The sequence below is a fragment of the Janthinobacterium rivuli genome (assembly GCF_009208735.1).
In the GTDB taxonomy this organism is placed as follows: Bacteria; Pseudomonadota; Gammaproteobacteria; order Burkholderiales; family Burkholderiaceae_D; genus Janthinobacterium.
Window position 1 is genome coordinate 374,123 of sequence record NZ_WFLJ01000002.1, and the last position, 23,657, is coordinate 397,779.

The window sequence follows — 23,657 nt, forward strand, 5'->3', positions numbered from 1 at the left end:
CACCATGTTACACATCATCGACGACGAAGAGGTCGTACGCGACTCCCTGTCCTGGCTGGCCGCCTCGCGCAGCATCGAGGCGCGCAACTACGCCAGCGCCCAGCAATTCCTCGATAGCCTCGACGGCAGCTTCGACGCCGCCGGCGACTGCGTGCTGCTCGACGTGCGCATGCCCGACATGAACGGCATCGCCCTGTTCGACCAGCTGGTCAAGCGCGACCTGACGGCGCGCCTGCCCGTGATTTTCCTCACCGGCCACGGCGACGTGCCGATGGCCGTCGACAGCCTGAAACGGGGCGCCTTCGATTTCTTTGAAAAGCCGTTCAACGACAACGACCTGATGGACCGCGTGCAGCAGGGTCTGGCCAACTCGCGCCAGGCGGGCGAACTGGCCGCCGTGCACGCGCGCCTGGCAACCCTGTCGACGCGCGAACGCGAAGTGCTGGACCTGATTTTGGCGGGCAAGATGAACAAGGTGGTGGCCGACAAGCTGGGCATCAGCATGCGCACCGTGGAAGTGCACCGCGCGCATATCTTCGACAAGATGCAGGTCAAGACGGCGGTGGAGCTGGCGGGGTTGTTAAAGTAAGTTGAAATCCGGGGTCAGACCCTCAAACGCGTCGACGTAATATCATACGTCGACGCATGAGGGGGTCTGACCCCGGCTTTAATCAGTTGTCATGGTGCTCATGGTGCTCTTCCACGCCATGCTTCCAGTAGCTGGCCACATGCAGGTGCTGTTTCGGCACGCCGGCATCGATGAAATGCCCGCGCAAGCCCTGCACCTGCGCATGTTCGCACGCCACCCACACGTAGCCGTCACCGTCCTGTGGCAAGGCGACCTTCGCCAATTCTTCCAGCAGCAGCGGCCCCTTGCGGCCATGGCGCGCCACCCAGCGCACGTCCAGCTGCGCGGCGGACTCCAAGGCGATCTGTTCGCCGTCTTCGACGATTTCGATCACGGCCATCGCGCGCGCCGTGGCCGGCAACTGCTCCAGGCGGCGGGCGATGGCCGGCAAGGCCGTCTGGTCGCCCACCAGCACATACCAGTCAAAGTCGAGCGGCACCAGCATCGAGCCGCGCGGGCCGCCCACGCCCAGGGTCTGGCCGGGCGCGGCTTGCGCCGCCCACAGCGACGCGGGGCCGTCGCCATGCAGCACGAAGTCGATTTCCAGCTCGCGCCGCGCGGCGTCGTAGCGGCGCGGCGTGTAGTTGCGGGCGATGAGACGCGGCCCTTCCGCATACTCTATGGGATTGGCGCCATTGCCCAGCACGGGGAACACGGGGGTGTCTTCGCCGGGAGCGGGGAAGAACAGTTTCACGTGGTCGTCATGCGCCGGCGAGACAAAGCCATCCAGGTCGTCGCCCGCCAGGGTGATGCGGCGCATGTGGGGCGTCAGCTGCTCGGTGCGCGCGACGGTGAGCACGCGCAGTTTCAAGTCGTGCCGCACGCGCTCGATGGCGTGCGGGCGGGGTGTGGCAGGTGAGGCAGCAGTCATTGCTTGTCCTTGTAAAGTGGGCTCAGTGGCCGTCGACGATGGCGTTCGCCGCCTGTTCCAGCACGGCGGAGACGCGCTCGGCTTCCGCCTCGCTCCAGTTGGTCTTGTTCAGCAACAGCGCATGCTTGAGGGTGTGCATGGCCTGGCGCACGCGCTCGGGCAAGGCGTTTTTCGCCTGGACGCGGGCAAACATGTCGAGGCGGGCCAGGATGCCGTCCACCTGGGCGCGGTTCTCGTCGAGATACGCGCGCCCCAGGTCCGTGATCGTGTAGAGCCTCTTGCCGCTGGCGCTTTCGGAGGACGTCACGTGGTCCTGCTCTTCCAGCAGGGTCAGCGTGGGATACACGGCGCCCGGGCTGGGGGCGTAGGCGCCGCCGCAACGCTCTTCGATGGCCTTGATGATTTCATAGCCGTGACGGGGGCTGATCTCAATCAGCGCCAGCACGATCAGCGGCAGGTCGCCGCGGCCGAAGACGCGCTCGGCCCGTTCGCCGCGCCCGCCGCGCCCGCCAGGACCACCGCCCATGCCGCCCATGCCATCACCGCGCTCGTCGAAGCCGCGCGGGCCGCGGCCATGCATGAAGTATTCATGACGGTGTTCGTGGCGATGCTCGCCGTGATGGTGGTGCTGGCCGCAATGGCCGTGACGATGGTAATGGCCGCCGTGGCCGTGTTCTGTGTGGTGTGAGTTTCTCATGTTTTCTCTTTAAAGATATATCGTTAGTAGGTGTCGACATTTTATAACGATATATCGATAAGTCAAGGAAAAATTTGTTATGCTGGTCTTTTCCCCAGCCCACGCCCCTGCCATGCCTGACAAAACCATTGCTGAAAAAATGTACGTGAAAAATGCCAGGACCCTGGCCGTGCTCAATGACGACGGCGGGCACGATGCCCTGCTGGCGCAGCTGCCGGCGGAAAAGCTGGCGAGCGAAGGAGAAAGCGCCGACTGGCTATTGCTGTTCGCGCGCAGCCGCGTGGAACTGGAGCGCTTCCTGCCCGTGGCGCAGGCGCGCCTGGCGCCCGGTGGCGCGCTGTGGGTGGCGTACCGCAAGGGCGGCGCGAAGGCGGGCAGCGACATCCAGCGCGACGATATCCGCGACCATGCGCAAAGCGTGGGGCTCGACAGCGTGGCGATGGTCGCCATCGACGGCGAGTGGTCGGCGCTGCGCCTGAAGCAGGTTTAAACTAAACGCAGCTATAACGGCGGGTCAAACGATGCCGTGCAGCGCCAGCGCCCATTCGACATGCTCGCGCACGATGGCCGATGGATGCGCGCGGCGCGACAGCAGGGCCGCGACGATGTCGGCCTGGCCCCGGGCCTTGGCGGCCGCGTTGCCCATGCCGACGGCCAGATTGCGCAGCCAGCGTTCGTGGCCGATGCGGCGGATCGCGCTGCCTTCCATGCGGCGGTTGAATTCCTCTTCCGTCCAGGCGAACAGCTCCACCATGCCCGCGCTGCCCAGGCTATGGCGCTCGTCGAAGTCGGGCACCACGGCGCGCTGGGCGAACTTGTTCCACGGGCAGACGGTCTGGCAATCGTCGCAGCCGTACACCTTGTTGCCGATCAGGGGGCGCATCTCGACGGGAATGGCGCCCTTCAATTCGATCGTCAGGTAGGAAATGCAGCGGCGCGCGTCGAGCTGGTACGGCCCCAGGATGGCTTGCGTGGGGCACACCGTGATGCACGCCGAGCACTGGCCGCAGCGCGGGGTCTCCGGCGGGTCGACGGGCAGCGGCACGTCGACGAGGATCTCGCCCAGGAAAAAGAAGGAACCGCCCTGGCGGTTGATCAGCAAGGTGTGCTTGCCGCGCCAGCCCAAGCCGCCCTTTTGCGCCAGCTCGACTTCCATCACGGGCGCCGAATCGCTGAAGACGCGGTAGCCGAAGTCGCCGATCTCGCCCTTGATGCGCTCGGCCAGCTGCTGCAGGCGCGAACGCATCACCTTGTGATAATCGCGGCCCCGCGCATACACGGAAATCACGGCCGCCGCGGGGTCGGCGTCGCGCGCCGCCTCGTGCGCGCGCCAGTCCGGTCCCAGCGCCGGCGGCAGGTAGTTCATGCGCGCGCTGATGGCGCGCACCGTGCCCGGCACCAGTTCGGCCGGGCGCGCGCGCTTCATGCCATGGCTGGCCATGTAATCCATTTCACCGTGGTACCCTGCATCGAGCCAGGCTTGCAAGGGTGCTTCCATGTGCGACAGGTCGACGTCGGCGATGCGCACCTCGGCAAAACCCAGCTCGCGCCCCCATTCTTTAATGGTGCGCGCCAGGACGGCGAGATCGGTGACGGTGGCGGACATAGGGGACTTTACGGAAAACGGCAGGCGCGCGGGCGGTTACAATGACAGCAGCCTCCATTTTATGCGATACGGAAGATAATGACCGAACACTTCAAAGCCCACCTCCACGACGAAGCCGGCACCGCCGCGCTGGGCGCCGCACTGGCGCGCGCGCTGGCGCCGGGCCTGGCGATCTACCTGCACGGCGACCTGGGCGCCGGCAAGACGGCCCTCACGCGCGCGCTGCTGCACGCGGCCGGCCATGCGGGCCACGTGAAAAGCCCCACCTACACCTTGTCCGAACCGTACACGGTGCAGCTCGACGGCCAGAGCGTCAACGTCATCCACTTCGACCTGTACCGCATGGGCAGCGCCGAGGAATTCCTCGACGCCGGTTTTCGCGAAGACTTCGATGGCCGCAACATCTGCATCGTCGAATGGCCAGAGAAAGCCGAACCGGTGCTGCCGCCGGCAGACCTGAATGTTTATTTGAACGTTGCGGGGTCAGGACGTGATGTAGAATTGCAAGCGTCTTCTGAATTGGGTCTGTCATGCCTTCACCGTCTCAAATTCGCCCCGAACCTTTGATCTCCTCGCCCATCACCCGGCGCACGGTCCTCAAGGCCGGCGGCACCCTGCTGTTGTCCGTGTTCGCGCCCATGTCGGCGATGGCGGCGCAAATTCTCGCCGTGCGCGTCTGGCCGGCCGAGGACTACACCCGCGTCACCCTGGAAAACGACAGCATCCTCAAGGCGACCCACTTCATCGTCAAGGATCCGGAACGGCTGGTGGTCGACATCGAAGGGCTGGAACTCAATCCCACCTTGAAGGGCCTGGTGGCGAAGATCCAGTCGAACGACCCGTACATCAAGCAGGTGCGCGTGGGCCAGAACCGGCCCAACGTGGTGCGCCTGGTGTTCGACCTGAAGGAAGAAGTCACGCCGCAGCTGTTTACCCTGCCGCCGGCCGGCTCCTACAACCACCGCCTGATCTTCGATCTGTATCCCGTGCGCGAGCCGGACCTGATCGCGCAGATGATCGAAAAGGGCGACTGGTCGAGCGACCCGGCCAAGCCTTTGATGTCCGACACGCATACGCCGCCGCCCGCGCTACCCCTGCCCGAGAGCGGCAAGCCGCCCGTGGCCGCTGTGACGCCACCGGTGACGAGCATCGCGCCGCCCGCACCCGAACTGCGCCCGGAACAGCGCCCCGAAGCGCGCCCGCTGCCGGGCCAGAAGGTGGTGCGCATGATTACCATCGCCCTCGATCCCGGCCACGGCGGCGAAGACCCGGGCGCCATGGGCAGCCGCGGCAGCCGCGAAAAAGACGTGGTGCTGGCCATCGCCAAGCGCCTCAAGACCAAGCTGGAACTGCAGCCCAACATGCGCGTCATGCTCACGCGCGACGCCGACTTCTTCGTCCCGCTGGGCATGCGCGTGGAAAAGGCGCGCAAGGTGCAGGCCGACCTGTTCGTCTCGATCCACGCCGACGCCTTCATCCAGCCGACGGCGCGCGGCTCGTCCGTCTTCGTGCTGTCCGAAAAGGGCGCCACCTCGACGGCCGCGCGGTGGCTGGCCAACAAGGAAAACCAGGCCGACCTGATCGGCGGCGTGAACGTGAAGAACCACGACAAGCAGCTGGCCAGCGTGCTGCTCGACCTGTCGACGACGGCGCAGATCAATGACAGCATGAAGCTGGGCAAGGCCGTGCTGCGCGAAATCGGCGGCATCAACCGCCTGCACAAGGGTTCCGTCGAGCAGGCCGGCTTCGCCGTGCTCAAAGCGCCGGACATCCCTTCCATCCTGATCGAGACGGCCTTCATCTCGAATCCGGAAGAGGAAGCCAAGCTGACCGACAACGGCTACCAGGACCAGATGGCCGACGCCATCGTCACGGGCATCAAGAATTACTTTGCCAAGAATCCGCCGCTGGCGAAAAGCCGCCTGACCTGACATGAAAGCCTAGCATGAGCAACAGCACCTTTGGCCAGCTGCCGGCCGTGACCATCCGCGCCGCCGATGGCGCGCAAGCGACCGTCACCCTGTACGGCGGCCACCTGGTCGCCTGGCAGACCAGCGATGGTCAGGAGCGCCTGTTCTGCAGCCGCGATTCGGCCCTCGACGGCAGCCGCGCCATCCGCGGCGGCGTGCCCGTGATCTTCCCCCAGTTCGGCGCGCGCGGCACGGGCATGCGCCACGGCTTTGCGCGCGTGGCGACGTGGCAGCTGGAATCGACGGGCGACACCGATGGCGCCGCGTGGGCGCAATTTTCCCTGACCCAGGCCGACTTGCCGGAAGCGATCGCCGCCAGCTGGCCCTGGGCCTTCACCCTGCGCCTGCGCGTGGCGGTGCAAGGCCAATCGCTGGAGCTGAGTCTGTCCGTGCACAACACGGGCGAGCAGGCGTTCCCGTTCTCGGCCGCCCTGCACAGCTATTTTGCGATTGATCAATTGAGCGAGGCGCGCATCGGCGGCCTGCAGCGCGTGCGCTATTCGGACGAGACGCCGCAAGATGCCTTGCAGGCGGAAGAGGTGCTGCAATTCGCGGACAAGCTGGACCGCATTTATTACCAGTTGCCGGGTGCCTTGCAGCTGCAGTCCGGCGACGCCACCCTGCACCTGGAGCAGCAGGGCTTTACGGATGCCGTCGTGTGGAACCCGGGCGCGCAGGACGCGGCCGCCCTGCCCGACCTGGCCGACGACGAATACCAGCGCTTCATCTGCATCGAGCCGGCCCTGATCCAGCCCGATTCGCTGGCAGCCGGCGCCGAATGGGTCGGCCGCCAGCGCCTCGAATTTATGTAAGAGTGACTGAAAAAGTCCAGGGCTAGGCGCCTTGCCGAAGGCAGTACGCATGTACGACGAGGCATGGCAACAACGCCATGGGCTTTTTTCAGGCGCTCTTAGTTCGATTCCTTGATGATGCGGCCGTTGGTCGGCTGAATCGGGCGCGCATTTAACGGATACAAACGGCTGAACAGCGCCATCTGTGCCGGCGAGGCCTGCACCGGCTGCTTCATCACCATCCACAGCACGCCTTCGCTGCAAGGCGGCTCCGTCATCGATCCCATGTAGGTGTAGTAGTCGCGCCGCGCCGGCAGCATCTCGGCCGGGTCGAGCAGGATGGTCGGCTGCATGGTCTCGAATTTTTCCAGCGGCAGGTTGTTCCACACGGTCTGGATGGTCGCTTGCGGCGCGCCCCGTTCCAGCAGCAGCGCCAGCACGGCTTGCCGCCCTTCCGCGTCGCGGTGCACCAGGTGCACCACCATCTCGAATGCCTTGCCATTGATGCGCTCTTCGGACGGACGGTGGAAATGGAATTGCTGCAGCTCGAACATGCGGTTCTGCACCGTGATGTAATTGCCGCCGCTCACGCCCACCTGCACCGTATGGCCGTTGTCGACCACATTGAACGACGAGGGGTGGTAGTCAAAGCTGATCTGCTCGAGCTCCACCTTCATGCCATCGCGGATGTCGATCGGCGACTGGCGGCTGCCATTGCCGCACTTGGCCCAGTCGACATTGATCTTGCTCCAGTTGGCCGGGCCGCTGTCGCCCTCATACGACCAGTGCGTGCCGCGCGGCACGGGCGGCGGTGGCGGCGGCGCGGCCTTCACCACGGCGGCGCGCCTGGCGCGGGCGGCGGCGCGGGCCGCCTGGGTGGCGCGCATTTCCGCCAGGCGCGCCGCGATGCGTTCGGACAGGTCGACTTCGGCCGCTTCTTCCTTCTCGCGCGCCGTGGGCGCGACGACGACAGGCGCCTTGGCCTCCTTGCCCTTCACCGATTCGGTCAGGGTTTTCATGGCGGCCGCGCGCGCCGACGCCGACATGGGCGCGGATGCGGTGGCGCTCGCCGAAGCGGGGGCATCTTTGGCGCTTGCCATGACCGTCATCGCGGCAAGGCTGCAAGCTAACAGGGCGCTCAAATGTCGCATGGAAATCCAGAAAGTGAGAATACCCTCTGGTTTACGGCTGGAAAGCAACAAAACTTGAATCAGTGGGGGAGTAAAACAGAAATGCGGAGAAGAAAGTTAATCCAGGGCCAGCTGCGGACGGCGCCGCAGCGTGCTTGCCCTGGATCGACGGAGCGTCAAGCCGACTTACCGACCATGCGCTTGTAGAGTTTCCACAAGCCGCCCAGTACCACCGGCACGACGGCGGCGCCGACACCGATCAGCACGATCAAGGTCAGGTGGTCGCGGATCCATGGGATATTGCCGAAGAAGTAGCCCGCCGTCACCAGACCGACCACCCACAACAGGGCGCCCGTCACGTTGTACATCTGGAAGCGCGCATGCGTCATGTCGGAAATGCCGGCCACGAACGGAGCGAAGGTACGCACCACCGGCACGAAACGGGCCAGGATGATGGTCTTGCCGCCATGCTTTTCAAAGAATTCATGCGTGCGGCGCATGGCATCCTTGTTGATCCAGCGGTAATCGTGGGTGAACACCCTTTGCCCGATGGCCTCGCCTATCCAGTAATTGAGCGTGTTGCCCGTGACGGCGGCCGTCACCAGCAAGGCGATCAGCAAGCCCAGGTGCATCTGTCCCGTCGCGCAAAACGCGCCGGCGATAAACAATAAGGTATCTCCAGGGAAGAAAAACAGCACCACGAGGCCTGTCTCGCAAAAAATAATGGCAAACAGCACCGCATACACGAGGGTACCGTACTGCTCGATCAAGAGACCCAGCGTCTTGTCGACATGCACGATCATGTCGAGGAATTGCACAAAATCCATATATTTTTCCCTAAAGGTAGCGGCGGAATCATACACCACCCGGCCAGCGCAACGGCAGTCCCCCGGCCGATATTTCGTGATTAATTCGGCAGCGCCCCTGGCGGCGTGGCATTTTAAGTAAAGGTTAAGGAAACGCCGTCGCGGCAGGCCGCTGCCAGGATTGCTATCCGCAATGTTTTTCCAACGAAACATTGCCATTCCGGTATACACTTTCTGACCAGCGCAACCCGCGCCGACCAGGAGAAAACATGTATCGACCCACACTGAGCGGCCTGACCATGGCCACCGTACTGGGCCTTGCACAGCTGACCGCCCACGCGGCGCCCGTCCAGATCAAGGCGCCCGCCGAACTGCCCGCCAAGGCGACCTTGGCCGACGTGATCAAGGCTTCGAAGCCATCCGACTGGCGTCCGCTGGACCCGGACAACACCCTGTACCTCGACATTCCCGCCGGCCGCGTGGTGATCGAACTGGCGCCCGATTTCGCGCCCAGGCACGTGGCCAACATCAAGGCCCTGGTGGCGGAACAGTATTACGACGGCCTGGCCATCACGCGCGCGCAGGACAACTGGGTGGCGCAGTGGGGCGATCCGAACGAGAAAAATCCCAAGCCGATCCAGCATGCCCGGCGCACCCTGCCCGGCGAATTCACCGTGCCCCTGAAAAACGTCAGGAACTTCACGCGTCTGCCGGACGTTGACGGCTATGCGCCGCAGGTGGGCCATTCGAACGGTTTCCCGTCCGCGCGCGACCCGAAGTCCGGCACGGCCTGGCTCACGCATTGCTATGCCACCGTGGGCGTGGGCCGCGACAACGCCAGCGACAGCGGCGGCGGCGCGGAGCTGTACGCCGTCATCGGCCAGTCGCCGCGTCACCTGGACCGCGACATCACGGTCGTCGGCCGAGTCGTCTCCGGCATGCCATTGCTGTCGACCCTGCCGCGCGGCACGGCCCCCATGGGCTTTTATGACAGCCCCGAGAAAAACGTGCCGATCCAGGCCATCCGCCTGGCCGCCAGCGTGCCTTTGGCCCAGCGCAGCAACCTGGAAGTGATGCGCACCGATAGCGCCGCCTACCAGGCCGTGCTGGAAGCGCAGCGCCACCGCGGCGGCCCGTGGAGCAAGGTCACGGCCGGCCACGTCGACGTGTGCAATGCGCCGATACCGGTGCGGGAGGTGGGGAAGTAGGCCAACTTTTAGCCCAAGAACAAGGGCCGGGGTCAGACCCGACGGGTCTGACCCCGGTATAATGACCGCATGAACGCTCCCATCACGCCCCACCGCCCGATCCAGGCCTTGCCTGACCAGTTGATTTCGCAAATCGCCGCCGGCGAGGTGGTCGAGCGGCCATCGGCCGTCGTCAAGGAGCTGCTGGAAAACGCGCTCGACTCGGGCGCCACGCAGATCACGGTGCGGCTGGAAGAAGGGGGCGTGAAGCGCATCGCCATCACCGATAACGGGCGCGGCATCGACAAGGACCAGCTGCCGCTGGCCCTGGCGCGCCACGCCACCTCGAAGATCGCCTCGCTGCACGACCTGGAAAACGTGGGCACCTTGGGCTTTCGCGGCGAGGCGCTGGCCTCGATCGCCTCGGTGGCCGCCGTCACCGTGACCTCGCGCACGGCGGACGCGGCCCACGCGTGGGAAATCGTCGGCTCGCACAATGGCAGCGTCTCGCCGTCGTCGGGCGCGCACGGCACCACGGTCGACGTGCAGGACCTGTATTTCAACACGCCCGCGCGGCGCAAATTCCTCAAATCCGAGCAGACGGAATACGGCCACTGCGCCGAAGTCGTGCGCCGCATCGCCCTGGCGCGGCCGGACGTGGCGTTCTCGCTGTCGCACAATGGCCGCACCATCGACCAGTGGAATATCAGCGAACTGGCCAAGCGCAGCGCCCACATCCTCGGCAATGACTTCGCCGAGGCGCGCCTGGCGCTGGACGAGTCGGCCGGCACCCTGCGTATTCACGGCTTTGCCGGCTTGCCGACGGCCTCCAAGGCGCGCGCCGATGGCCAGTTCTTTTATGTCAACGGGCGCTTCGTGCGCGACAAGCTGCTGGTGCATGCCGTGCGCATGGCCTACCAGGACGTGCTGCACGGCGACCGCTTCCCTTCGTATGTGCTGGCGCTCGACCTCGACCCGGCCCTGGTCGACGTCAACGTGCACCCGTCGAAGATCGAAGTGCGCTTCCGCGACAGCCGCTCCGTGCACCAGTTCGTCTTCCACGCGGTGCAGCGCGCGCTGGCACAGACGTCGGCCACGGCCTTTGGCAGCGTGCCCGCCCCCTTGCCGGCCGCCTCCAGCCTGGGCGGCGACTCTGGCGCGGCTAGCGGCGGCCCCGGCATCTGGCGCCGCGAACAGACGCAAACGTCGTTCGGCGCGCAATTCACGAACACCTTCGCGCCCGCCTCGCCCGGCGCGGCCCGCCCCTTCTTTGCCGAGGCGCCAGGCATCGCCCAGGATACGGCGGCCTACGGCGCCCTGTTCGGCGGCAGCGGCGCATCCTCGCCGATCACGCAGGTGGAACCCTACATCGCCTCGCCCGAGGCGATGGCGCGCGAAGAATATCCGCTGGGCTTTGCCCTGGCCCAGCTGCACGGCATCTACATCCTGGCGCAGAATACCAAGGGCCTGGTGCTGGTCGACATGCACGCCGCGCACGAGCGCATCCTGTACGAACAGCTGAAGAACGCGCTGCAGGCGCAGGTGTCGGGCCAGGACATGCAGGTGCAGTCGCTGCTGATCCCCGTGACGTTCTACGCGGACGCCATCGAAGTGTCGACGGCAAATGAAAACCAGGATACGTTGAAAGCGCTGGGCTTCGACATCGCCGCCCTGTCGCCCACCACCCTGGCCGTGCGTTCCGTGCCGACCCTGCTGAAGAACGCCGACGCGCAGACGCTGGCGCGCGACGTGCTGCGCGACGTGCGCGAATACGGCGGCTCGCGCGTGCTGATCGAGCGCCAGAACGAATTGCTGGGCACCCTGGCTTGCCACACGGCCGTGCGCGCCAACCGCATCCTGTCGGTGCAGGAAATGAACGCCCTGCTGCGCCAGATGGAGAGCACGGAACGCGCCGACCAGTGCAACCATGGCCGGCCCACGTGGGTGCAGGTCGAGATCAACGCGCTGGATAAACTGTTCCTGCGCGGCCAGTAACTTTTCACCCCGAACGGCGACTACTGGGGTCGGCCCCTGAGGGTCCGACCCCAGCCCTTGTCGTTGGGTTTGACATAGCAAGCACATCAAAAAAGCGCCATGACTATCACCCCACACCTCCCCCTGGCCGTCGCCATCATGGGCCCCACGGCCAGCGGCAAGACGGCCAGCGCGCTGGCCATCGCGCAAGCCATCCCGTCCGAGATCATTTCCGTCGATTCCGCCCTCGTCTACCGCGGCATGGATATCGGCACGGCCAAGCCGTCGCAAGAGGAACTGGCCCAGGTACCGCATCACCTGATCGACATCATCGATCCGCTCGACGCGTATTCCGTGGCGCAGTTCCGCAACGATACCCTGCGCCTGGTGGCGGAGATCTCCGCGCGCGGCAAGCTGCCGCTGCTCGTCGGCGGCACGATGCTGTACTTCAAGGGCCTGGCCGATGGCCTCGACGATTTGCCCGGCGCCGATCCTGCGTTGCGCGCCCGATTGGAAGAGGATGCGGCCGCCATCGGCTGGCCCGCCATGCATGCGCGCCTGGCGCAGCAAGACCCCGTCACGGCCGCGCGCCTGGCGCCGCAGGACGCGCAGCGCATCGGCCGCGCGCTGGAAATCATCGCCCTGTCCGGCCAGCCCATGTCGGCCCTGCTGGCACGGCGCGAAAAGACCGTGCTGCCATTTCAATTGCAATCGTTCGCGCTGGAACCGTCGGACCGCGCCGTGCTGCACGCGCGCATCGCCACGCGCTTCGACCTCATGCTGAAAAACGACGCCCTGCTCGACGAAGTGGAGCAGCTGCGCCGGCGCGGCGACCTGCATCCGGGCTTGCCCTCGATGCGCTGCGTGGGCTACCGCCAGGCCTGGGAATACCTGGACGGCCGCATCGACCGCGCCACCCTGCGCGAGACGGGCATCATCGCCACGCGCCAGCTGGCGAAACGCCAGCTGACCTGGCTGCGCTCGATGCCGGAGCGCATCGTCATCGATTGCCTCGGCGCCGACCCGGCCAGCGCCATGCTGGCGCAAATCCGGCCGTTGCTGAAATAATCATGAACGCTGCGGCACGCAAAAAATCCGCACATTTTTTTGCGCCGGCATTGACAAGGAAATGCGAAGACTGGATAATGCTCGGCTGTTGGGTGATATAGCTCAGTTGGTTAGAGCACAGCATTCATAATGCTGGGGTCGGTGGTTCAAGTCCACCTATCACCACCAAAGAACATCGATCAGGTTTGCCCTGATCAAAACCAGCATCCGGTCTGACCGGTCTGTTTGGTGATATAGCTCAGTTGGTTAGAGCACAGCATTCATAATGCTGGGGTCGGTGGTTCAAGTCCACCTATCACCACCAAGAATTAGCAGCATCGAAAAACCCGCCACTGCCCCGTGCAGCGGCGGGTTTTTTCATTTCCGGCGCCGCCGCGCATGCGGCCTGCGCACAACACCTGCGCCACTCGCATGCAATCGGGGATTGTGACAAACCGCCACTGGCGCTTAAAATGAGAATAATTCTCATTCATATTATTCATCGCCCATGTCCGCCATCCAGCCCAGCCTGCAACAGCAAGTGCAGTCGCTCTACAGCGAACATCACGGCTGGCTGGTCGACTGGTTACGCAAAAAACTCCGCTGCCCGCATGGCGCGGCCGACGTGGCGCAAGACACCTTCGTGCGCATCATCGCTTCGCGCGACGCGCTGTTCGGCATGCGCGAGCCGCGCGCCTACCTGTCGACGACGGCGAAGCGCTTGCTGCTCGACCGCGCGCGCCGCCAGATCCTCGAACGCAGCTACCTGGCGGAACTGGCCCTGCTGGCCGACAGCCTGCCCGGCGCGCCTTCGCCGGACGAGATCCTGATGGCCGTGCAGGCGCTCGGGCAGATCGCCACGGCGCTGGACGGATTGTCCAGCAAGGCGCGCGACGCCTTCTTGCTGCACTACCTGGAAGAGCAATCGCAGGCCGCCGTCGCCGCACACCTGAACGTCTCCACGCGCATGGTGCAAAAATACCTGGTGCAAGCCTTGCTGGCCTGCCGCCACGCCTGCCCGGCCATGGCGGCATGAATCGCCCCGACGCCGAGGTGGCGGCCGAGGAGGCCGCGCACTGGATCGTGCAGTTCAGCGCCGACGACCCGGCCGAGCGCGAACAGGCGCGCATCGGCTTCGCCGCGTGGAAGGCGGCCGACCCGCTGCACGCGACGGTCGCCGCCGGCATGGAAAACCTGCTGCGTCAATTGCACGCCGTGCGCGAGCCGGCCGGCGGCGACCATCGCCCCGCGCGCGCCGCCCTGGCCGCCATCGCGCCCGACCGTCCCCGCCAGCGTCTGCGCCAGCTGGCCGCCGCCAGCGCCGTAGCCGTGCTGGTGCTGACCGGCGCGCTGGCCCTCGGCGGGCGCCCCGCCTACCTGCTGGCCGACCTGCGCAGCCCCACCGGACAATGGCACACGCACACGCTCGCCGACGGCAGCCGGATCACCCTGGGCAGCGACAGCGCCGTCAACGTGCGTTTCCATGCGGACGAGCGGCATGTGGAACTGGTGCGTGGCGACATCCTCGTCGACGTGGCCAAGGATGCGCGGCGCCCCTTCATCGTCGACAGCGAGCAGGCGGCGATCCGCGCCCTGGGCACGCGCTTTACGGTGCGCAGGGACGATGGCGCCACCATCCTGAGCATGCTGGAATCCAAGGTGCTGGCGCAGGTGCCGCAACAACCAGCCGTCGTGGTGCAGGCGGGCCAGCGCACGCGCATCACGGACGACGGCGTGGGGCCGATCACGGCCATCGATGCGGTCAGCGTGCAGGAAGCGTGGCGCACGCGCCAGCTGGTGGTCGACGACCAGCCGCTGACCGAAGTGCTCGACGAGCTGGCCCGTCACCGCCCCGGCCAGCTGCATTACGACAGCGCGCAGATCGCCGGCATCCGCGTGGCGGCCGTACTGCCGCTGGATGACACGGACAAGGCGCTGCAGCTGTTGATCGACAATTTCCCGCAGCTGCGCATCCGCATGCTGACGCGCTACCTGGTGATGGTGGACGCGCCCGCAAAAAAATAAATGCCCGCGCAGGTTCGTGTTGGCGCATCTCGTGCGTCAAGGCAGCTGAGATCAATCAAAAAAGGCTGTCACCATGTACGCTCAAGTCGTTGCCGTTTCATCCCCGCACACCCTGCGCACGCGTCTGCGCCCGCTGGCCCTGGCGGCCATGCTGCTGGCCGGCGCCAGTCTGCACGCCCAGGCCGCAGCGCAGGCCAGCCCTGCCGCCATCAGCTATGCCATCCCCGCCGGTCCGCTGGCCGGCGCCCTGAACCGCTACGCCCTGCAGGCGGGCGTCTCCATCGTCATCGACGCCTCCAAGGTGCAGGGGCTGCAGACGGCCGGCCTGCAGGGCAGCTACGCCATCGAGGACGGTTTCGCCGCGCTGCTGCGCGGCAGCGGCTACACGATCGGCAAGACGTCCACCGGCTATGTGCTGGTGGCCGCGCCGGCGTCCGCGCCCACGGCGGCGGCCAGCGCCGCTTCGGCGGCCGAACGCACCATGCCCGCGATTACCATCGTCGGCCAGGCCGAGCAAGGCGCCACCACGGAAGGCAGCGGCTCCTACACGGCGCGCAAGCTCACCATCGGCAAGGGCGAGCAAGCGATGAAGGACATCCCGCAATCGGTGAGCGTGCTGACGCGCCAGCGCCTGGACGACCAGGGCATCACGGACTTGCGCGAAGCCGTCAACAACGTCACCGGCGTGGTGGGCGTGCATGGCGTGGGACCGGGCGTGGTGATCACGGCGCGCGGCTTCCAGATCGATCAATGGCAGTACGACGGCGTGCCGATCGACCGCAACACCTATGCGCTGGGTAACTGGGGCCAGGAAAACATGGTCATCTACGACCGCCTGGAAGTGCTGCGCGGCGCTTCCAGCATGCTCGTCGGCACGGGCAGCCCGGGCGGTTCCGTCAATCTGGTGCGCAAGCGCCCGCTGGCCACGCGCGCGATCACGCTGACGGGGCGCGCCGGCTCCTGGGACCACTACGGCGCCCAGGTCGACATCAGCAGCCCCCTGAACGCGGAAGGCACCCTGCGCGGACGCGCCATCGTCGATGAAGACGACACCCATTCCTTCGTCGACCAGGTGTGGAGCAAGAACCGCACCCTGTACGCGGCGCTCGACTACGACCTGGGACCGGCCACCACCCTGGGCCTGGCCATCAGCAACGTCAACGACCATGGCCGCCCCACCTTCATCGGCCTGCCCCGCTACGCGGACGGCAGCGAACTGCCTCTGCCGCGCTCCACCTTCACAGGTGCCGACTGGAACCGCAGCCTGGTGGAACAGAGCACCGTCTACCTGGACCTGGAACACCACTTCAATACGCAATGGAGCCTGAAAGCGTCGGCGCTGGGCATGAATGAAAGTACCAGCTCGACGCACCAGCGCACGGCCTTCAAGATCAATCCCGACGGCAGCGGCGCGCGCTATGGCGACTTTTCCACCGATTTCGACAACCGCAAGCGCGGTATCGACGCCTTCGTGCGCGGCAAATTCGATGGCCTGGGCATCGCGCAGGAAGTCGTCGTCGGCGCCAGCTATGTCAGCATGACGTCGAACGACCGCTATGCGCGCGCGTGGGAAACGGGCGCGGATATCTTCCATATCAAGCACAATCGGCCATGGCAGGATTTCGACACCATCGCCGCGCGCCCAACGGGTGTGACCAGCTACAGCACCTACGACATGCGCCAGAAAGGCCTGTACGCCACCTGGAACGGCCAGCTGACGAGCAATCTGAAAACCCTGCTGGGCGGGCGCTTCAACTGGTACGACTTCGTGTATGCCACGCCGGACGGCTACCGCGACGCCACTCGCACCACGGCCAAGTTCACGCCGTCGGTGGGCCTGATCTACGCACTGACGCCGCAATGGTCGGCCTACGCCAGCTATGCGGACGTGTTCCAGCCGCAGACGAACCACGATGTGGCCGGTCGCACCCTCAAGCCCATCACGGGCAGCAGCTACGAGGGCGGCATCAAGGGCGAATTGCTGGACGGCAAGGTCAACACCTCGCTGGCCGTCTTCCGCTATGACCACAAGGACCGCGCCGTCACCGATTACGCCGCCGGTTTCGCCTGCGACGGCTGGTACTGCTCGCGCGCCTCGGGCAAGGTGCGCAGCCAGGGCCTGGAAGCGGAAGTATCGGGCGAAGTGGCGCGCGGCTTGCAGCTGTCGGCCGGCTACGCCTACACGACGACGACCTATCTCGACGATCCGGACAACAAGGGCCAGGTCTTTTCCACCTGGACGCCGAAGCACATGCTGCGCCTTTGGTCGAGCTATACCCTGCCAGGCGCGTGGGACAAGTTCAGCGTGGGCGCCGGCGCCAACCTGCAAAGCCATACGGTCGACACGGAGCGCACCTTCAAGGTTGCCGGCTTCTCGATCTGGAATGCACGCCTGGGCTGGCAAGCCACGCCGCAAGTGGCCCTGTCGCTGAACGTCAACAACGTCTTCGACAAGCGCTACATCATCCCGTCCTACAACACCACGGGGTCGAATAACTACTATGGCGATCCGCGCAACGTGCAGTTCACCCTGAAGTACACGCCGAAATGGTAGGACGACCGGGAGGCTGAGGGCCGGCGCGATGGCCGCGCCGCGTGACTGACGGGACGACCGGCATTCAGTTCGCGCCGCGGCCGGCATTTTCGGCTAAGATGATGGCGCGGCATTGCGCCGCACCGCATCGTGCATCGGCCTCTCATTCATCTACACCGTCAATGGAACAAAAAGACAAGTCTTGGGTCACTTCGGTGGACGTCGCCAAACGTGCCGGCGTCTCCCGCTCCGCCGTCTCGCGCACGTTCACGCCCGGCGCCAGCGTGGCGCCCGAAACGCGAGCGCGCGTGATGGAAGCGGCGCAGTCGCTGGGCTACCAGGTCAACATCCTGGCGCGCAGCATGAACCAGGGACAAAGCAACCTGGTGGGCGTCGTCATCACGGGCTTCACGGACCCGTTCCGCGTGGCCCTGCTGGGGGAAATCACGCGCAGCCTGAGCGAACATGCGCTGGTGCCGCTGCTGATGAATACGGAAGACCCCGAACGCCTCAGCGAATTGCTGCGCATCCTCCTCAGCTACAAGATTTCCGGCGTCATCATGACGTCCGGCTCGCCGCCATCCGCCGTCGCCACGGAGTACCTGCAGCGGCAAGTGCCGGTGGCCATGATCAACCGCGCGCGCGACCTGAAAGGCGTGGACGTGGTCAACAGCGACAATCGCCATGGCGGCGAACTGGCGGCCAGCACCCTGCTCGACAGCGGCGCCAAACGGCTGGCCTTCGTCAACACGCGCGCCAGCAGTTTCAGCGGCATCGCGCGCGGCAAGGCCTTCCTCGACCACCTGGCGCCGGCCGTGGCGAAGAAGCGCTGCACGGCCGGCGAATACCTGGCCGACGCCATCGGCTACCAGGCGGGCCAGGAAGCGGCCGACGCCCTGCTCGCGTCAAGCAAGCTGCCCGACGGCGTCTTTTGCGCCACCGACCTGATCGCCTGCGGTTTCATCGACGCGGCGCGCAGCAAGTACGGCATCGACGTGCCCGCGCAACTGCAGGTGATCGGCTTCGACGACATTCCCATGGCCGCGCTGGACGCCTACCAGCTGACCACCATCCGCCAGGATGCGGGCGAACTGGCGCGCCGCGCCGTCAAGAGCCTGGTCGAGCGCATGGAAAAATTTGCCATGCCGGGCCGCCTGAAGGAAGTGCCCGTCACCCTGGTGCGGCGCGGCACGACGCGCTAAGCGATGCAACACGGCAGATGGCGCCGCGCCGTCTGCCCGCCCGCCACGGCCCGCCGTTCCCCGTTTTCCACACTTTTTCATCCCCCACCTGTACTTGTTGACATCAAAAAAAATCCGGGTTACTGTTTGCACACGCGTGCTGCACACGTGTGCAATTTCTTCAAACAGGCCAGTTCTGGCCACACCATTAAAAAAGCGCCCCGTCCGCGGTGGCGTATCAGGAGACTGTTATGTTGAACCACGTTCTAAGAATCGCCCTGTTCGGCGCCGGGGCCATCGGCCTGGCGGCCTGCACCACCCCCACCGCCACGCGGCAAGACATGGCCGCCACGGTCGCCGCCGATCCGAAGCTGGCGAAGATCGGCCAGATCGTCGTCGTATACATGGAAAACCGCAGCTTCGACCATCTGTTCGGCACCTTCCCCGGCGCCGACGGCATCGCCAATGGCCACGCGCCCGACACCACCACGCAGATAGGCCCCGATGGCAAGCCGTACCGCCTGCTGCCCGCCGTGGCGTTCGACAAGGGCGGCCTGGACCCGCGCTTCAAGGGCGACATCGGCAACCAGGCCTTCCGCATGGAGCCGAGCGTCTCGCTGGGCGACAAGACGGCCAGTCCCGTGCATGCCTTCTGGACGCACAAGCGCCAGATCAACGACGGCAAGAATGACCGCTTCGTCGTCGAGGGCAATACGGGCGCCCTGCCCATGGGCTATTTCGACGGCAGCAAGCTCAAACTGTGGACGCTGGCGCAACGCTACACCTTGGCCGACCGCTTCTTCCAGTCCGCCTACGGCGGTTCCTTCCTCAACCACATGTGGCTGACCTGCGCCTGCACGCCCGTGTTCCCGAACGCGCCCAAGTCCATCGTCGCCCAGGATGACCGCGGCACGGGCCACAAGAAGGGCGAAGAGGCGGAAGTGACACAGGATGGCTACGCCGTCAACACCATGCAAGGCCCGCTGCTGTTCGACCCCACCAAGAAGCAGACCTTCCTGCCACCACAAACCATGCCCACCATCGGCGACCGCCTGACGGACAAGGGCATTTCCTGGGTCTACTATGCCGACGGCTACGACATCGCCGTCGCCTCGACCAAGTCGGGCAAGAAGGCCGAGGATTTCTCGTACCACCACCAGCCGTTCACCTACTTCAAGCGCTTCATCGACAGTCCCCAGCAGCGCGCCACGCACCTGAAGGACCGCTCCGACATGCTCGCGGACATCAAGGCCGGCAAGCTGCCGCCCGTCTCGTTCTACAAGCCGATGGGCAAGAAGAACATGCACCCGGGGATGGAAAAATCGAGCGTGGCGGCCGGCGACGACGAAGGCGTGGCCATCATCAGCGCCATCATGGAAGGCCCGCAATGGAAGGATACCGTCGTCATCGTCACCACCGATGAAAACGGCGGCTTCTGGGACCACGTGGCGCCACCGAAGGGCGACCGCTTCGGCCCTGCCACGCGCATCCCCGCGCTGGTGATCTCGCCCTTCAGCGAAGGCGGGCATATCGACCATACCGAATATGAAACCGTGTCGATCCTGAAGTTCATCGAGGAACGCCACGGCCTGGCGCCATTGAGCGAACGCGATGCGCGCGCCAACAGCCTGGCCAAGGCCCTCAAGCTGTAACTTCCCCTGCCCGTCTACCCTGGGTGCGCCGTCCTGCGCGGCGCGCCCGGGCTAACCACACCTGAAGGAAACGCCATGCTGCACGCACGCCATCTTCCCCTGTCCCTCCTGATGCTCGCCCTGGCCGCCTGTGGCGGCGGCGACGATACGCCGCCCCCTGTCACGCCGCCGGTGACGCCGCCGGTGACGCCACCGCCCGCCACCTACTACCAGACCAAGACGCCGTACACGCCACAACAGGAAGCCGCCACCTATGAGGCCGCGCCAGCCGGCTACGCGCCCGTGTTCACCGAACTGGTGGCGCGCCACGGCTCGCGCGGCCTGTCGAGCATGAAGTACGACGCCGCCTTTTACAACGTCTGGCAAAGGGCGGCGGCCGACGATGCGCTCACGCCGCTGGGGCAAAAACTGGGCGCCGATATCCTGAAACTGATGAAGGCCAACGCCCTGCTCGGCTATGGCGTGGACGGCATCACGGCGCCCGGCTACGGCAACCTGTCGCAGACGGGCATCAATGAACACAAGCAGCTGGCCGTGCGCATGCTGGCGCGCCTGCCCGCCCTGTTCACGCAGCTCGGCGCCAATGCCGCCAGCGCGCCGCGCCAGATCGTCACCGTCAGCTCCGGCGTGGACCGCGCCAAGGACAGCGCCGCGTATTTCGCGCAGTCGCTGGCCAGCACGGCGCCGGCCGTCGCCCCGCTGATCACCTTGCCGCCCGCCCCCGCCGGCTACCCGACCGGCAAGCCCGTGGCGCAACCGGCCGGCACCAACCGCTTCCTGCTGTATGCGCACAAGCTGGTGCCGAAGACGGACCTGGTCACCGATGCCCTCGACCGCTACTACCAGACCTACCAGGACAGCCAGGCCTACCAGGCCTACCTGAAAAGCCCCGACTTCCTGGCCAAATACACGGCCATCGACACGGACGCCACGGCGCGCACCCTGGGTCGCGAAGTGCTTGAACGCCTGTTTACCAAGGCGTTTGTGGACAAGATCGACAACGGCACCTACAGCTTCGCCAATACGGGCACTTACAGCTTCACCAGCGACGACGGCAAGTTCACCAACACCGTCACGGGCGACGGCGAGACCACCATCAAGGGCCTGGCCGATGCCGCTTCCGTGCTGTACAACCTGTACGCCATCATGGCCGGCATGACGAACGAGGTCAAAACCGACTTCGTGCAGTACATGCCGTCGGATGCGGCCAAGTACCAGGCCTTCGTGCAGGACTACCAGGATTTCTACAACAAGGGGCCCGGCACCACGGAGAGCGCCAACGTCACCTGGAACTATGTGCGCGCGCTGCGCGAAGACTTCTTCACGGAAGTGGACGCCATCGCGCGCGGCGACCTGTCGCACGGCGCCAAGCTGCGCTTCACGCACGCCGAAGCCATCATCCCGCTGGCCACGGCCATGGGCCTGAAGACCGTCGTCGGCACGCTGCCGGCGGCGCAGACCTACGGCTATGACAACAGCAGCTGGCGCGGCCTGTATGTGGCGCCGATGGCCGCCAACATGCAGTGGGATGTGTACCGCGACGGCAGCGGCAATGTGCTGGTGAAGATGCTGTACAACGAAAAGGAAACGGACTTCCAGGCCGCCTGCGATGGCGCCCGCTTTGCCGCCGGCAGCCATTTCTATGTGTACGCGAAGCTGAAGACCTGCTACGGCCACGTGGCACAGTAAGCAGGGAACGCGGGCGGGACGGCATTCATCCGTGCCCGCCTGTTTCACGTTTGGTGCTAGGCTTGCGCGTAGGAAATTGAACTCAGCTACGGACTGCCATGCGCCCACCACTTACCCCGACTAGCAAGATGCTGGCCCTGGCACTGGCCCTCTGCGCCAGCCCCGCCCTGGCCGTCGAAGGCTATTACCAGACCAAGACGCCATATGCGCCGCAACAGGACCCGGCCACCTATGCCGCGCCGCCGGACGGCTTCCAGCCCGTCTTCACGCAGCTCGTGGCGCGCCACGGCTCGCGGGGGCTCACCAGCATGAAAAACGATGCGGCCCTGTATGCGATGTGGCAGCAAGCGGCCGCGCAGGATGCGCTCACGCCCCTGGGTCGCGAACTGGGTCCCGACATCCTGGCCCTGATGAAGGCGAATGCCTTGCTCGGCTATGGCGTGGCCGGAATCGAGCAAGCCGGCTATGGCAATCTGTCGCAGACGGGCATCGACGAACACCGGCAACTGGCCGCGCGCATGCTGGCGCGCATGCCCGCCCTGTTCGCGCAAGTGGGGCAGGCGGCGGCGACGGCGCCGCGCCAGCTCGTCACCATCAACTCGGGCGTGGACCGCGCGCGCGACAGTTCGCGCTTCTTCACGCAATCGCTGCTCGAGCACGCACCCGCGCTGGCGCCCTTGTTATACCTGCCGCCCGCGCCGGCACCCTACCCGCAAGGACGCAAGGCAGTGGCGCAGCCCGATGGCGTGAACCGCTTCCTGCTGTATGCGCACAAGCTGGCGCCGCAGACGGATCTTGTCACCGATCGGGCCAACCCGCATTACGCCACCTATGCCGCCAGCCAGGCCTACCAATACTATGAAAGAACCAAGCAGCTGCATGCGCTGATGGATGCTCCCGCCAGGCTGCCAGCAGCGGCCGCGCATGCGCGCCACGTGCTCGAACGGCTGTTTGCGCCCGCCTTCCTCGACCAGTTTGAAGGCGGCCGCGCCAGCTATGCGGACACGGGCAGCTACACCTTCACCAGCGCGGACGGCAAGCTCACGCGCACCATGACGGGCAGCGGCAAGACCGTCATCCGCAGCCTGAATGCGGCCGCCACGAAACTGTATGAACTGTATGCGATCGCCGCCGGCATGCGGCATGAAGTGCCGGCCGATTTCAGCCGCTACATGCCCGTCGAAGATGCGCGCTACTACGCGTATGTCGCCGACTACGAGGATTTTTACCAGAAGGGACCGGCCACCACGGAAAGCGGCGGTGTGACCTGGCGTTTCGCGCTGGCCTTGCGCGAGGATTTTTTCAAGGAAGTCGACGCGCTGGCCAGGGGAGATTTGCGCCACGCGGCCAAGCTGCGCTTCACGCACGCCGAGATGCTCATTCCGCTCGCTTCGGCCATGGGCTTGAAGCAGGTGCTGGCGCCCTTGCCGGCATCGGCCAGCTACAGTTATGAGACGAATCCGTGGCGCGGCCAGAGCGTCTCGCCGCTGGCGGCCAACATGCAGTGGGATGTGTACCGCAACGGCGAAGGCCGGCTGATCGTGCGCCTGCTGTACAACGAAAAGGAAACCGACTTCCAGGCCAGTTGCGACGGCGCCCGCATCGCACCGGGCAGCGTCTTCTACGACTATGCGAAACTGAAAACCTGCTACGGCCACGTGGCGGCGCGCTGACGCGCTGATGCTGCGCGCCGCCAGCGTTTTACAGCGGAATTACTTCAGGGTCGGCATGGCAAATTCCGCCCCGGCCGCCGTCGAGGCCGGCCAGCGCTGCGTCACGGCCTTCTGCCTGGTATAGAAACGCACCGATTCCGGACCATGCGCGTGGTGGTCGCCGAACAGGCTGCGCTTCCAGCCGCCGAAGCTGTGGA

Annotated in this window: 21 protein-coding genes, 2 tRNA genes and 1 pseudogene; 18 read left to right on the top strand and 6 right to left on the bottom strand. The window is 65.6% G+C overall.

What is annotated here, in order from left to right:
- Positions 1-4 precede the first annotated feature (4 nt).
- Complete coding sequence (locus GCN78_RS04210; RefSeq protein WP_034780029.1) at positions 5-589, top strand: response regulator transcription factor; 585 nt, start codon at positions 5-7, stop codon at positions 587-589.
- An 82-nt stretch (positions 590-671) separates the two neighbouring features.
- Here GCN78_RS04210 and GCN78_RS04215 read toward each other — a convergent pair whose 3' ends face one another.
- Both GCN78_RS04215 and GCN78_RS04220 read right to left on the bottom strand, forming a co-directional pair.
- Entirely contained in the window at positions 672-1,499 is an 828-nt protein-coding gene (locus GCN78_RS04215) for a siderophore-interacting protein (RefSeq protein ID WP_152250550.1), read from the bottom strand.
- A 22-nt stretch (positions 1,500-1,521) separates the two neighbouring features.
- A complete protein-coding gene (locus GCN78_RS04220) occupies positions 1,522-2,079 on the bottom strand; it encodes a PadR family transcriptional regulator (RefSeq protein ID WP_226939452.1) in 558 nt (185 codons plus the stop codon).
- A gap of 229 nt (positions 2,080-2,308) precedes the next feature.
- On the opposite strand from GCN78_RS04220, the gene GCN78_RS04225 reads away from it, so the two are divergent.
- Positions 2,309-2,686: a DUF3052 family protein gene (locus GCN78_RS04225; RefSeq protein WP_226939453.1), complete on the top strand. Its 378-nt coding sequence runs from the start codon at positions 2,309-2,311 to the stop codon at positions 2,684-2,686.
- A 24-nt stretch (positions 2,687-2,710) separates the two neighbouring features.
- Here GCN78_RS04225 and queG read toward each other — a convergent pair whose 3' ends face one another.
- Positions 2,711-3,802, bottom strand: a complete 1,092-nt coding sequence (gene queG / locus GCN78_RS04230) for a tRNA epoxyqueuosine(34) reductase QueG (RefSeq protein ID WP_152250553.1) — start codon at positions 3,800-3,802, stop codon at positions 2,711-2,713.
- 78 nt (positions 3,803-3,880) lie between these two features.
- Here queG and tsaE point away from each other — a divergent pair, with 78 nt between their 5' ends.
- The 3 genes from tsaE to GCN78_RS04245 are packed head-to-tail and all read left to right on the top strand — an operon-like array spanning position 3,881 to position 6,584.
- The gene (tsaE, locus tag GCN78_RS04235; RefSeq protein WP_152250554.1) at positions 3,881-4,369 is read left to right on the top strand and encodes a tRNA (adenosine(37)-N6)-threonylcarbamoyltransferase complex ATPase subunit type 1 TsaE; all 489 of its coding nucleotides are present in this window, start codon (positions 3,881-3,883) and stop codon (positions 4,367-4,369) included.
- A complete protein-coding gene (locus GCN78_RS04240) occupies positions 4,333-5,733 on the top strand; it encodes an N-acetylmuramoyl-L-alanine amidase (RefSeq protein WP_152250555.1) in 1,401 nt (466 codons plus the stop codon). The genes tsaE and GCN78_RS04240 overlap by 37 nt, the downstream gene beginning before the upstream one ends.
- A 14-nt stretch (positions 5,734-5,747) precedes the next feature.
- Entirely contained in the window at positions 5,748-6,584 is an 837-nt protein-coding gene (locus GCN78_RS04245) for a D-hexose-6-phosphate mutarotase (RefSeq protein ID WP_152250556.1), read from the top strand.
- Between the two features lie 98 nt (positions 6,585-6,682).
- On the opposite strand, the gene GCN78_RS04250 is transcribed toward GCN78_RS04245, so the two are convergent.
- A complete protein-coding gene (locus tag GCN78_RS04250) occupies positions 6,683-7,582 on the bottom strand; it encodes a carbonic anhydrase (protein WP_413465175.1) in 900 nt (299 codons plus the stop codon).
- Between GCN78_RS04250 and GCN78_RS29555 the strand changes: the two genes are divergently transcribed.
- On the top strand, positions 7,581-7,772 hold the full coding sequence (locus tag GCN78_RS29555; RefSeq protein WP_226939461.1) for a hypothetical protein: 192 nt from the start codon (positions 7,581-7,583) through the stop codon (positions 7,770-7,772). The two genes, GCN78_RS04250 and GCN78_RS29555, sit on opposite strands and share 2 nt — an antisense overlap.
- A gap of 97 nt (positions 7,773-7,869) precedes the next feature.
- Here the strand turns inward: GCN78_RS29555 and GCN78_RS04255 are convergent, their stop codons facing one another.
- A complete protein-coding gene (locus GCN78_RS04255; protein WP_070223029.1) occupies positions 7,870-8,520 on the bottom strand; it encodes a VTT domain-containing protein in 651 nt (216 codons plus the stop codon).
- Positions 8,521-8,768: 248 nt separating this feature from the next.
- Here GCN78_RS04255 and GCN78_RS04260 point away from each other — a divergent pair, with 248 nt between their 5' ends.
- The 12 genes from GCN78_RS04260 (at position 8,769) to GCN78_RS04315 (ending at position 23,460) form a co-directional block, all read left to right on the top strand.
- A complete protein-coding gene (locus GCN78_RS04260) occupies positions 8,769-9,707 on the top strand; it encodes a peptidylprolyl isomerase (RefSeq protein ID WP_152250557.1) in 939 nt (312 codons plus the stop codon).
- Between the two features lie 69 nt (positions 9,708-9,776).
- Entirely contained in the window at positions 9,777-11,681 is a 1,905-nt protein-coding gene (gene mutL, locus GCN78_RS04265) for a DNA mismatch repair endonuclease MutL (RefSeq protein ID WP_152250558.1), read from the top strand.
- A gap of 99 nt (positions 11,682-11,780) precedes the next feature.
- The gene (gene miaA / locus GCN78_RS04270) at positions 11,781-12,728 is read left to right on the top strand and encodes a tRNA (adenosine(37)-N6)-dimethylallyltransferase MiaA (protein WP_152250559.1); all 948 of its coding nucleotides are present in this window, start codon (positions 11,781-11,783) and stop codon (positions 12,726-12,728) included.
- A gap of 91 nt (positions 12,729-12,819) precedes the next feature.
- Positions 12,820-12,896: transfer RNA gene (locus GCN78_RS04275), tRNA-Met, on the top strand.
- Positions 12,897-12,955: 59 nt separating this feature from the next.
- Positions 12,956-13,032: transfer RNA gene (locus GCN78_RS04280), tRNA-Met, on the top strand.
- Positions 13,033-13,215: 183 nt separating this feature from the next.
- On the top strand, positions 13,216-13,743 hold the full coding sequence (locus tag GCN78_RS04285; protein ID WP_152250560.1) for a sigma-70 family RNA polymerase sigma factor: 528 nt from the start codon (positions 13,216-13,218) through the stop codon (positions 13,741-13,743).
- Entirely contained in the window at positions 13,740-14,732 is a 993-nt protein-coding gene (locus GCN78_RS04290; RefSeq protein WP_152250561.1) for a FecR family protein, read from the top strand. The genes GCN78_RS04285 and GCN78_RS04290 overlap by 4 nt, the downstream gene beginning before the upstream one ends.
- A gap of 73 nt (positions 14,733-14,805) precedes the next feature.
- A complete protein-coding gene (locus GCN78_RS04295; RefSeq protein WP_152250562.1) occupies positions 14,806-17,286 on the top strand; it encodes a TonB-dependent siderophore receptor in 2,481 nt (826 codons plus the stop codon).
- Positions 17,287-17,480: 194 nt separating this feature from the next.
- Complete coding sequence (locus tag GCN78_RS04300) at positions 17,481-18,467, top strand: LacI family DNA-binding transcriptional regulator (protein ID WP_226939455.1); 987 nt, start codon at positions 17,481-17,483, stop codon at positions 18,465-18,467.
- 230 nt (positions 18,468-18,697) lie between these two features.
- Positions 18,698-20,098 carry an alkaline phosphatase family protein gene (locus GCN78_RS04305; protein ID WP_152250564.1) on the top strand — a complete coding sequence of 467 codons (1,401 nt, stop codon included), beginning with the start codon at positions 18,698-18,700 and terminating at the stop codon, positions 20,096-20,098.
- A gap of 75 nt (positions 20,099-20,173) precedes the next feature.
- A complete protein-coding gene (locus GCN78_RS04310) occupies positions 20,174-21,787 on the top strand; it encodes a histidine-type phosphatase (RefSeq protein ID WP_152250565.1) in 1,614 nt (537 codons plus the stop codon).
- Positions 21,788-21,885: 98 nt separating this feature from the next.
- Positions 21,886-23,460 (top strand): histidine phosphatase family protein, encoded by a 1,575-nt coding sequence (locus tag GCN78_RS04315; protein ID WP_226939456.1) that lies wholly within the window; start codon positions 21,886-21,888, stop codon positions 23,458-23,460.
- A gap of 39 nt (positions 23,461-23,499) precedes the next feature.
- Here GCN78_RS04315 and GCN78_RS04320 read toward each other — a convergent pair.
- Positions 23,500-23,657: pseudogene (locus GCN78_RS04320) on the bottom strand (methylmalonate-semialdehyde dehydrogenase (CoA acylating)); the annotation flags it as partial.

Coding starts and splice junctions, on each gene's coding strand:
- GCN78_RS04210 (WP_034780029.1), top strand. CDS start 5: ATGTTACACATCATCGACGACGAAGAGGTCGTACGCGACTCCCTGTCC.
- GCN78_RS04215 (WP_152250550.1), bottom strand. CDS start 1,499: ATGACTGCTGCCTCACCTGCCACACCCCGCCCGCACGCCATCGAGCGC.
- GCN78_RS04220 (WP_226939452.1), bottom strand. CDS start 2,079: ATGCATGGCCGCGGCCCGCGCGGCTTCGACGAGCGCGGTGATGGCATG.
- GCN78_RS04225 (WP_226939453.1), top strand. CDS start 2,309: ATGCCTGACAAAACCATTGCTGAAAAAATGTACGTGAAAAATGCCAGG.
- queG (WP_152250553.1), bottom strand. CDS start 3,802: ATGTCCGCCACCGTCACCGATCTCGCCGTCCTGGCGCGCACCATTAAA.
- tsaE (WP_152250554.1), top strand. CDS start 3,881: ATGACCGAACACTTCAAAGCCCACCTCCACGACGAAGCCGGCACCGCC.
- GCN78_RS04240 (WP_152250555.1), top strand. CDS start 4,333: ATGCCTTCACCGTCTCAAATTCGCCCCGAACCTTTGATCTCCTCGCCC.
- GCN78_RS04245 (WP_152250556.1), top strand. CDS start 5,748: ATGAGCAACAGCACCTTTGGCCAGCTGCCGGCCGTGACCATCCGCGCC.
- GCN78_RS29555 (WP_226939461.1), top strand. CDS start 7,581: ATGGCGGCCGCGCGCGCCGACGCCGACATGGGCGCGGATGCGGTGGCG.
- GCN78_RS04250 (WP_413465175.1), bottom strand. CDS start 7,582: ATGAAAACCCTGACCGAATCGGTGAAGGGCAAGGAGGCCAAGGCGCCT.
- GCN78_RS04255 (WP_070223029.1), bottom strand. CDS start 8,520: ATGGATTTTGTGCAATTCCTCGACATGATCGTGCATGTCGACAAGACG.
- GCN78_RS04260 (WP_152250557.1), top strand. CDS start 8,769: ATGTATCGACCCACACTGAGCGGCCTGACCATGGCCACCGTACTGGGC.
- mutL (WP_152250558.1), top strand. CDS start 9,777: ATGAACGCTCCCATCACGCCCCACCGCCCGATCCAGGCCTTGCCTGAC.
- miaA (WP_152250559.1), top strand. CDS start 11,781: ATGACTATCACCCCACACCTCCCCCTGGCCGTCGCCATCATGGGCCCC.
- GCN78_RS04285 (WP_152250560.1), top strand. CDS start 13,216: ATGTCCGCCATCCAGCCCAGCCTGCAACAGCAAGTGCAGTCGCTCTAC.
- GCN78_RS04290 (WP_152250561.1), top strand. CDS start 13,740: ATGAATCGCCCCGACGCCGAGGTGGCGGCCGAGGAGGCCGCGCACTGG.
- GCN78_RS04295 (WP_152250562.1), top strand. CDS start 14,806: ATGTACGCTCAAGTCGTTGCCGTTTCATCCCCGCACACCCTGCGCACG.
- GCN78_RS04305 (WP_152250564.1), top strand. CDS start 18,698: ATGTTGAACCACGTTCTAAGAATCGCCCTGTTCGGCGCCGGGGCCATC.
- GCN78_RS04310 (WP_152250565.1), top strand. CDS start 20,174: ATGCTGCACGCACGCCATCTTCCCCTGTCCCTCCTGATGCTCGCCCTG.
- GCN78_RS04315 (WP_226939456.1), top strand. CDS start 21,886: ATGCGCCCACCACTTACCCCGACTAGCAAGATGCTGGCCCTGGCACTG.